The organism is Armatimonadota bacterium (genome assembly GCA_020354555.1).
Lineage (GTDB): Bacteria > Armatimonadota > Hebobacteria.
The window spans coordinates 4,091,280-4,101,111 of the sequence record CP070648.1 but is presented as its reverse complement, the minus strand read 5'-3'; the positions used below and the strand labels follow the sequence as shown (position 1 = coordinate 4,101,111).

At 66.7% G+C, this 9,832-nt stretch carries 5 protein-coding genes; 3 read left to right on the top strand and 2 right to left on the bottom strand.

Annotation, left to right across the window (positions count from 1 at the left end):
* On the top strand, positions 1 to 1,026 hold a 1,026-nt coding region (locus JSV65_16765; protein UCH34171.1), incomplete at its 5' end, for a fused MFS/spermidine synthase.
* Between the two features lie 172 nt (positions 1,027 to 1,198).
* Here JSV65_16765 and JSV65_16760 read toward each other — a convergent pair.
* Together JSV65_16760 and JSV65_16755 are read right to left on the bottom strand one after the other, a co-directional pair.
* Positions 1,199 to 2,512, bottom strand: a complete 1,314-nt coding sequence (locus tag JSV65_16760; GenBank protein UCH34170.1) for a TldD/PmbA family protein — start codon at positions 2,510 to 2,512, stop codon at positions 1,199 to 1,201.
* Positions 2,513 to 2,570: 58 nt separating this feature from the next.
* Positions 2,571 to 4,019 (bottom strand): TldD/PmbA family protein, encoded by a 1,449-nt coding sequence (locus tag JSV65_16755; protein ID UCH34169.1) that lies wholly within the window; start codon positions 4,017 to 4,019, stop codon positions 2,571 to 2,573.
* Between the two features lie 432 nt (positions 4,020 to 4,451).
* Here JSV65_16755 and JSV65_16750 point away from each other — a divergent pair, with 432 nt between their 5' ends.
* Positions 4,452 to 7,688, top strand: a complete 3,237-nt coding sequence (locus tag JSV65_16750; protein ID UCH34168.1) for a family 20 glycosylhydrolase — start codon at positions 4,452 to 4,454, stop codon at positions 7,686 to 7,688.
* A gap of 495 nt (positions 7,689 to 8,183) precedes the next feature.
* Positions 8,184 to 9,641 carry an HD domain-containing protein gene (locus tag JSV65_16745; GenBank protein UCH34167.1) on the top strand — a complete coding sequence of 486 codons (1,458 nt, stop codon included), beginning with the start codon at positions 8,184 to 8,186 and terminating at the stop codon, positions 9,639 to 9,641.
* Positions 9,642 to 9,832 lie beyond the last annotated feature (191 nt).

Here is a 9,832-nt window from a genome sequence, read left to right as displayed (position 1 = left end):
GCGGGCACGCTCGGCACCGCCTTCTACTTGATACCGTGGATCGGAACTCGCGCCATACTCTACCTGCTGGGTGGCCTGCTGATTCTGAGCGCCCTGATTGCAGCCGCCGGGCCCAGGCTCCCGCGGATCATCGCCGCTGCGATCGCGTGCTTCGTCGTGCTGCAAGCATCCCCTCCCGGATGTGCCGAGCAGCGCGTACTCCTGGAGCGGGACAGCCCGTACCATCGGCTTTTCGTAACCGAGGATCAGAACTACCGGTGGCTGCGGGCGGATAATTGGTGCCACACCCAGATGCAACGCCGCGATCCGCACGGGCGCGGGCTGTCCTATACCGACTACACCGATATCGCCTTCCTGTTCAACCCGAAGATACGCAGCGTGCTCGTGATCGGGCTCGGCGGAGGGACGATCCCCAAGCGCTTTGTCAGGGACTATCCGCAGGTCAAGGTGGACGCAGTCGAGATCGATCCTGACGTAATTAAGATTGCCGCCCGCTACTTCGACGTTCATCCTGGCCCCCGGCTCGCCATCCACCAGTCCGATGGCCGCATGTTCCTGCGGCGCAGCAAGCAGAGCTGGGACCTGATCGTCCTCGACGCGTACTACGCGGAGACCGCGCCCTTCTTCCTTGCCACGCGGGAGTTCTTCGAGATCGCGCGCCGCCGTCTGACTCCCGGCGGCGTGATGGTGAATAACGTCATCGGGGCAACCAGGGGACCGACCAGCCGGTTCTTCCGCTCTGTCTACCGGACGATGAAGGAGACGTTTCCCCAAGTGCATGCGTTCCAAGTGCCGGACACAGGATTTCGCTCGATGAACATCGAGGTCTTCGCGCTGAACTCGAAAGACCCGATCGGTCTGGAAACCTTGCGGACGCGTGCCGCGGCAATGCAGGGAAGCGCAATCAAGGACGATGAACTGACCCTACGGCTGAAGAATTACGTAGGGCATGTAGTCCCCATCGGCGACGTGCCCACGCTCACAGATGACTATGCCCCGGTCGACGGGCTGATTCATTTCAGGTAGGATCTGTGGCCGGCAGGCCCGGTTGAGACCCCCACGGACCAGATGCGAGAACGGCTCCGGCTCTCTGTGGAATAGCCGATACCCCATAGCGCGCCACTCGTTATGCATCATCTAGGCCGGACTCGTGCCTGGGTATTAAGTGAGCGACCGCGCGCGCGGCGGCGTGCCCCACTCAGCTCGTGAAGGTGAACCGCCCGAGCTTGACTGCCGGGACGACGCAGCGGTCGGCGAGCACCACCTCGCTGCCGATGAGCTGCGTCGTCGCCAGCGCCTCGAGGATGCTCTGGGTGAAGCGCAGGTTCTTCACCGGCTGGCCCAGCTTGCCGTTCTCGATCAGGAACGTCCCGTCGCGCGTCATGCCGGTGATGACGGTTTCCTTGGGCTGGACGATGTTGGTGTAGTGGAAGCGCGTGACGAGCAGCCCGCTGCGGGTGGCGCGGATCATCTCCTCGCGCGACGCGGTGCCGGCGCCGAGAAACAGATTCATCGGCATCGGGCCGTAGGTATTCGGCGCGGGCAAGGCGTGGCCGGTTGACTGCTTGCCCTCTTTGTTCGCGTAGTACGAATCATAGACCGCTGCGTTGGCGACGCCGTCCTTGATCAGATCCACCCGCTGCTTGGGCACGCCCTCGAAATCGAACGGCATGGGCAGGCCGCGCGCATCCGTGCCGTCGTCCCAGATTGAGATCTGTTCCCCCGTGATGCGGGAGCCGAAGCGGTCGCACATGAACGAGCGCCCCTCCTCCACTGCGTTCGCCCCGAAGCCGAGGTAGGCCAGGAACTGGAGCAAGTCAGCGACCGCCGGCGGCTCGAGGATGACCTCGTACTCGCCGGGGTCGATGGACGCCGATCGGCGGCCGAGGATGCACTTCTCGATCGCGGTCCACGCGAGCGCCTTGTGATCGAGGCGGGAGATGTCCACGCCCATCCAATGCGCGTACCCGCTTGACGTCTCGTCGGACACGATGACGTTGAGCAGGACGGTGGTCGCGGGGTGATACGCGCGAATGCCGAGCGAATTGCCGACGATGAGTTCCGCCGATTCGACCGAGAGCACGCCGGACACGGCGCAGTTCTCCTGCTTGCCCATGGAGACGATTTCGGCGACCATGGCGGCGCGCGCCTCGGGGGTCGAGGCGTCGGTCGCGACGCTGAAGGCGCGCACCGGTGATATCGGCTGCTGCTTCGGCAGAGAGACGAACTCCTTGTTCTCGGTCTGCAGCCGCGCGAGTTCCGCCGACCGTTCGGCGGTGGCGCGCAGCTGCCCCGACTCGACGCGATTCGTGGCCGCGGAGCCGACGCGCTTGCCGATTACCGACCGGATCGACGCTCTCGCCGCAGTCTCCGCGATGTTCTGGTGGATCATCGAGTTGGCGAAGCGCGTGACGCCCACGACCTCCGCCATGATGACGACCTCGGTCTGGTCGGCGGACGAATGGCCGAGGGTCTCCTCCAGCAGTTGCAGCGCGCGATCTTTTCCCAGCATGGTACGGTGCGCTCCTCAGTGAGATGGGCGTGAGGCGGCCCGGTGGTGCAGCGTGATGCTACTTCTCCACCATGCCCACGCGCACGCCGCCGAAGCGTGTCGGCGGCGCCCCGTGGCCGACGTGCATGAGCTGCACCGGTTCGCCCTTGGCGCAGTTCGTGACGCCCCACATGCGCCAGGATTCCTCGTTGCCCACTGCGTTGCACGAGCCCCAGAACTCGGGGGTGATGCCCTGATACGTGGCGTCGCGGATGATGCCGCCGAGCGATCCGTCCTTGATCTCCCACGCGATCTCCGTCGCGAACTGGAAGTTGAGGCGCAGGTCGTCAATCGACCAGCTCTTGGTGGTCTGCAAGAACAGCCCGCGCTTGGTGTCCTTGATCATCTCCTCGAGGTCCCAGTCGCCCGCTTCGAGGTTGATGTTGGTCATGCGAATCAGGGGCAGGCGGTTGGCGCCATCCGCGCGCATCGTGCCAGAGCTGTGCAGCCCGACGCGCGGCGCGGTCTCGCGCGAGCTGAGGTAGCCGCAGAACACGCCCTCCTTGACCAGATAGGTGCGCTGCGCGGGGACGCCTTCGTCGTCCCAGCCGAAGGTGCCCAGCGCGCCCGGGATGGTCGCGTCAGCGGTGATGTTGACCAGGCTCGAACCGTAGCGGAGGCCGCCGAGCTTGTCCGGGGTGAGGAACGACGTGCCGGCGTAGCTCGCCTCGGTGCCGAACACGCGATCGAGTTCCGTCGGATGCCCGCACGACTCGTGGATCTGCAACGCCATCTGCGAGCTGTCAATGATGATCGGCAGGCGCTCGCGGGGGCACGGCGGAGCGGACAGCAGGCTCACCGCCTGCGGCCCGATGACCTCGGCGCCGCCCTTGAGATCCATGCCTTCAACGACCTCCCACCCGCCCGCGGCGTGGAAGCCGTCGAGAGAGGACGGATAGGAGCGTTCCTGCACGCGCTCGCCGTCAACCGCGGTCGCGCTGATGAGTCCTCCCGACTCGATCTTGCGCTGGTGAATGTCGTCGCCCTCGGAACTCGCGAAGTCCTTCTCCTCGTCGTAGAACGCAAGGTTGCCGGAGGAAACGCTGATCTCCTTGTGCTGGCGCAGGGTGCGGTCGGCGTCGAGGAGCAGACTGATCTTGTCCTCGAGGGGCACGTCGAACGGGTCAATTTCGAACTGCGATTCCCAGGAGTCGCGCACCGGCTTGCGGGGGTCGAGGGCCGCGGGCTGCTCGCCGGACACGGACGCCGAGGCCTTGGCGATGCGCACCGCCAGCTCCGCCGTGCGCTCGATGCTGCCGCGCTCGAGATCCGCGGTGGCGGCGAAGCCCCACCCGCCGTTGGCGATGACGCGAACGCCCGCCGCGAGTTCCTCGGAACTCTCCAGGGCGTCCACGACGCTGTTCTTCACGTGTACCGATTCGCGGCGCCGCTTTGCAACGCGGCAGTCGGCGTACGACGCGCCGGCGCGAATCGCGCGGTCAACTGCGAATCTTGCCAGATCGTTCACTTTCACCCCCCTGGGGGCAACAAGTTACCCGTAGAGTCTCGTGTGTTACCGTAGCACCGGTAATACACGTGGACTCTTCCGGACGAGGTTCGTTTGGGAGGTTCCGCGCCGTCCCTTGCGTCCTCCCCCGATACACGAACCTCGACAGATGTTAGCCCAAATCAGGCCTGGGCAAACCCGCGCTCACCCAAGGGGCGCACATCCGCCGGCGAGCACAGGGCCGGCCAACACTCCAAACCACGCGTGACAATATATCACGGATCGCCCGATGCGGCAAGCGAATGACGACTCAGGCTGCCAGCCGACGCCCAACGCGGCGCCCCCAGGGGCAGGGGCGAACGCCCCCGACGGCGCAAGAACATCCGATGGCGACAATGAGCCGATCGCGGCTTTGACGATTCCGAGGAACCGTCACTCAGGAGGAGACGCCACATGCAGCGCTACATCTCGTCCCTGCTCATTGCGGCGGCGGTCACGGCGGCGGTCGCTGTTGCAGCGCCCGCCTCAGCCCTCCAGAATCTGTTTGCCAATCCATCGTTTGACGTTGACGAGGACGCAGACGGCCTGGCCGACGGCTGGATTCGCGAAATCCACACCAAGGAGGACGCGCAGGGCGCCCTCGCCATTGACCCGACCGTCCGCCGCGACGGCGCCGCGAGCCAGCGCATCGAACATGCCTCCGACAACGCCGCGTGGGTGCGCGTGAGCCAGCAGCCGATCCCGGCGCGGCCCGGCGCGACGTATCGCTTCAGCGCTTGGCTGCGCGGCGACTGCCCGGTCAGCATCATCGTTTACGAGTTCCGCAAGAGCGGGCTCGACTATCTCAGCAGCACGCTGTTTCACGAGACAGCGCCCGCGGAGTGGGAGCAGCGCACCGCGACGTTCAGCGCCACGCCCGACGCGGACTTCTTCAAGGTGTCGCTCATCACTGCGGGCAAAGGCACGGCGTGGTTCGATGACGCGTCGCTGGTGCAGATCGCCGAGATGCCATACCTGCGGGTGGCGCACGTCGCGACACCACCGCGGATTGACGGCCGCCTTGACGATCAGGCATGGCACGGGGCGCAGGCCGCCGCCGATTTCATGATCCTCGGCGGACAAGGGGAACTCGCGCCGGTCGCGACGACCGCGATGGCGGCGTTCGACGACGACGCGCTCTACGTCGCCTTCAGGTGCGCGGAACCCGACGTCTCGAACCTCAGGCTCAGCGCATCATCCATCTGGGGCGACGATCGCGTCGAGGTCTTCTTGGCGCGTGAGGGCACGCCTGGGTACACCCACCTCGGCGTCACGCCCAAGGGCCTCAAGGGCCAGGAACGCGTGCTCGACACGCGGTGGAACACGTCGTGGTATGCGCCGCCGAGCGCGCGCCCGGAAATGGCCGAGTGGCAGGCAGCGGCATCAGTCGGGGAGAGCGAGTGGACGGCGGAGATGCGCGTGCCCTTCGCGGCGCTGGGCGGGGCGCTGCGGCCCGCCGAGAATTGGAGCGCCAACTTCTGCCGCACGCGATTGGCCGGGGGCGAGGAGGAATACTCCACGTGGTCCTATGTTCCCGGCGATCGCTTCGCGCGGCTGGATCGCTTCGGCGGCCTGGTGTTGGCCATGCCGCCGGCCGGGCCGCCGCGCATGGTGCGGCGCGATGCTCGCTGGATGCCGCCCCTACCCATCGTGATCCCCCGACCGGTCAGCCTGCGCTGGGGCGAGGGCCTCTTCCGGCCGGGAGCGAGGACGCGCATCGTCATCGCGCATCAATCCCAGCGCGTCGGCGCGGACATGCTCGCCGCGGATCTCGCCGGGCGCTTCGGCCTTCGTGCGCGCGTCATCGTCTCCAACCGCACGCCGCGCCGCGACGCCGTTCAGATCCGGGTCGCTGCCGCCGGCGCCGGCAACCAACCGGAGTCCTATCAGCTTCGCGTGACGCCCGACCTGGTGACCATCACCGGCGCCGATGATCGCGGCGCGTTCTACGGCATCCAGACGCTGCGTCAACTGCTCCAGGCCGACGGCGCGGGCCAGGCCTTCGTCCGCGCCTGCGAGGTCTTGGATCGCCCGTCATTGCCCTGGCGCGGATGGCACAGGTCCTCGCCCTCCGCCGCCGATCTCGACCTGTACCGCGAGGTCGTGGACCTGCTCGCCCTGCTCAAGTTCAACACCATCGTCTGGGAGGTGGACGGCAATCTCCGGTACGCGAGCCGCCCGGACATCGGCCCCGCCAGCGCTCCCACGCCCAAGCAGCTCGCGGCGCTCGTCGCGTATGCGAAGGAGCGCCACTTCGAGGTCATCCCGCAGCTCGCCACGTTCGCGCATTTCGGCTACGTGCTGGGCAACCCCAACTACCGGCACCTCGCGGAGAGCCAGGAGACGACCAAGGGCTTCCGCAGCCTGTTCAACTACTGCCCGTCGAACCCGGAGACCTACGAGGTCGCCTTCGATCTCATGGACGAGCTGATCGACGTCTTCCAGCCCAGCTACTTCCATATCGGCCACGACGAGGCGAGCTTCGACGACATCGGCGTCTGCGAGCGCTGCCGCGATACCGACCCGTGGGTGCTCTGGGCGCGCGACATCAACACGCTTCACGCACATCTCGCCGAGCGCGGCATCCGCACCATGATGTGGGGCGACCAGTTCCTCGAGGAGCACAACGGCGACGTCCCGTTTTACACCGCCCGCGCCACCGACATGGTGCCCAAGGACATCATGATCTGCGACTGGCATTACAACGCGAATCACGACTACGACCGGACGCTCGGCTACTTCGCCGAGCACGGCTTCGAGACACTCGGCTCGCCGTGGTTCGACCTCAGAAACGTCTACGATTTCGCGGGCGCGGTCGAGCAGCAGCGCGCGCTCGGCTTCCTCGGCACGACGTGGTCGGGCGTGCGCGGGGCGGTGGAGCGCCTGCCTCACATCTCGGCGGCGTGGATGATCGGCGCGGACAACGCGTGGTCAACCGGGCGGCCGCCGCTCGAGGACATCGCCTATGACCCGATACCGACGTTCAACGGCCTGCTGCGACTGCCGCAAAGCCGGCGGGGTGACCGGTTCGAAGTCGTTGATATCGCGCCGTACTGCAACGAGAGCCTGGCTGGCTCCGACCGGGGCGAAGGCTGGATGGGCGATGGCGCGGATTACGACCTGCGCGCGCTGCGAGCTGGTGTCGAGTGGATCGGGGGTTGCCCGTTCCTCATCCTGCCGCACGATAGTCCCGCGGATCGCTCGTGCGTCATGCTCTGCGATGAAACCGAACGCGGCAAGTACTATCCGAACGCGGTGCGCGCGATCACCGTGGGCCGGCGGGCGGACGCCCTGATGTTCCTGCACACCTCCGCGGTTCCCGCGCAGCGGATGCGGCATCTCTACGACCGCCAGGGCGTGAACCCGACCGATGTCGGGCACTACATCGTGCGCTATGCGGACGGCGGCGAGGAGAGGATTCCGCTGGTCTATCAGAGCACGATTGCCGATTTCAACTCCCAGGTCGGCTTCGTGCAAGCGCGGGCGCTGTGGCGGGGGCGAACGGCTTCCGGCGCGCTGGCGACGCTGGGCGTCCTGCGCTGGGACAACCCGCGCCCTGAGGTCGAGATCGAGTCCCTCGACTTCGTGTCCGCCGAACGCCAGGTGCGCCCAGCCCTGCTGGCGGTGACGCTCGCGCCGGCGGGGAAGTAGAGGCGCACGGGGTTTCTGCGGCCCCAGGCGCGTGGTTGAGCACGCCTCTCCGTCGCAGGGAAAGGCTAACAGGAGAGGGTGTGACGCGCCCTGGTGCGCAACCAGCGCTGGACGCATTAGGCGCAGTCAAGTGCAGCTCCACGGCGCCGGAAGGCCCATCGTCTGCCCGCCCGGGTCGTCAATCTCGCACTCCACATCGCGGAGCGCGTTGCCGTGCAGCACGACCCCTTGCGCAGACGGGTCGATGTGAATCCCCCCTCCGGCCTCCCCTCGCTCGAAGCGATTACCCTCGGCCGGCAACTCCCTAGGCGTGCCGCGCACCTCGATGCGAGCTGTTGAGCAGGCGGTTGCGCCCTCATCGCCCGCGCCAGCGCGTGTTGATAGCGAAAAACGGCCTCTCCTATGGAATATAGGATGCGGCGTCAAGGGGCACGGAATGCAGCCAGGCGGCCGGGACGCTGGTGAGGCTGCCCCGAAAGCCGGAGGGCTAAGGACATGGGGACCCCACGGGACTCCGCCGCCGGTGATCTCCCTCGTGGCGGGGTGAAAGACTACGCTCCCGACAAGGCGCGGAAGCAGCTGCTCTGGCTCGCGTTTGGATTGATCGCGATGCTCGGAGTAGCCTTCGTCGTCCTCGTCGCATATGGCGAGGATTCGCTCGCCGCCGACTACAACGAACTCCTGCTGCTGATCGGGCTCCTCGCCTTCCTGACCTGCACGGTCGCTTACTTCGCCGACAAAGAACGGCAGCACCGCATCGAGAACCGCAGCCTCATCCAGCAATTGCACGACACGGCACAAGCCCTCGATGCGCGCGTCACCCGCCTCAACAAGCTGTGCCAAACCAGCACGGAACTCACCGGGCAGCTCGACGTCGAGCGCATCTCCGAACTCGTCGTCGAGGCACTCGTGGGGCAGGTGCAGGCCGATGCTGCGTCCCTCGTCTTGCTCGACAAATCCGGCGGGCAGTATCTCTGCGCGCACAGCAAGGGCCCGCTCGCCGAGCTTGGCTCGGGTAACGATATGCCAATGGCTATCGCCAGAGCGGCCGCCGATGAGGGCGGCCCGGCCATGAGATCGGTGGAGGGTTCCCCGGATCTCGCCGAGCAGCTTGAGACGTGGGCCAAGGTTCGTGCGTCCATCTCCGCGCCGGTGAAGGTTTCCGAGATCGTGGGCGGCGCGCTCGCGGCAATGCGCGCGGATGACTTCAGCACCGAGGACCTCAACCTCCTGACCACTCTCGCGAACATGGCGAGCAAAGCCATCGAAAGCGCGGAACTGCACGAGGAACTCCGCCACTCCTACTTCAGAACCCTGCACGTGCTGGCGTTGTCCCTCGCCGCGCGCGATCCCTACAGTGCCGCGCACGGCGAGGCGGTCACCTGGCTGGCATGTCGCCTGGCCAAAGCCATGAGCCTCGACGGCGAGGCCGGCGAGGCGCTGCGGGCATACGGCCCGCTGCACGACCTCGGCAAGATCGGCATCGCCGATTCAGTCCTGCTCAAGCAAGGCCCGCTGACCGATGAGGAACTCGAGATCTGCCGTCAGCACCCCGTCATCGGCGAGCAGATCATCCGCCCGCTCAACCCAGGCGCCGCCGTCCTGTCCATGATTCGCAACCACCACGAGCGCTGGGACGGCGGCGGCTATCCGGACGCGCTGAACGGCGAACAGATCCCCATGCTGGCGCGCATCGTGGCGGTGGCCGACGCCTTCCACGCCATGATATCGCATCGGCCATATCGGCCGGGGATCGTCGTGTTCGAGGCGGTGCAGGAAATCAGGTCTCTCGCCTCCGCCCAGTTCGATCCGGCGGTCGTCCGCGCCGTGGTTCAGCTCTGGGAAAGCGGCGAAGTGGCGAAGTTCAACATGCGGCCGGGAGACGCGGCTGATTCCGTGGACCTCCTCGACCGCAGCGTGTCAGTCCCAGCACCGCCGCCACTGACTGACTAGGATCGAGTCGCCGCCCGTTCCGCGCGGCCGTCCGGTTCACTCAGCCGCCGCGACGAAGACCAGCGCCGACAGGCGATCCGCAGGGAATCGAACGCGCAGCCCCTGTTGCATCAGCGCGCGCCCCGCAGTCCGCTCCCGCGTGTCTGCGTCGACGTCCTCAACCACGTACCCCGCGTCCGGCTGCAATCCGT

Excerpts from the sequence above, each read along its gene's own strand:
- JSV65_16760 (UCH34170.1), bottom strand. The coding sequence starts at position 2,512 with ATGCTGGGAAAAGATCGCGCGCTGCAACTGCTGGAGGAGACCCTCGGC.
- JSV65_16750 (UCH34168.1), top strand. The coding sequence starts at position 4,452 with ATGCAGCGCTACATCTCGTCCCTGCTCATTGCGGCGGCGGTCACGGCG.
- JSV65_16745 (UCH34167.1), top strand. The coding sequence starts at position 8,184 with ATGGGGACCCCACGGGACTCCGCCGCCGGTGATCTCCCTCGTGGCGGG.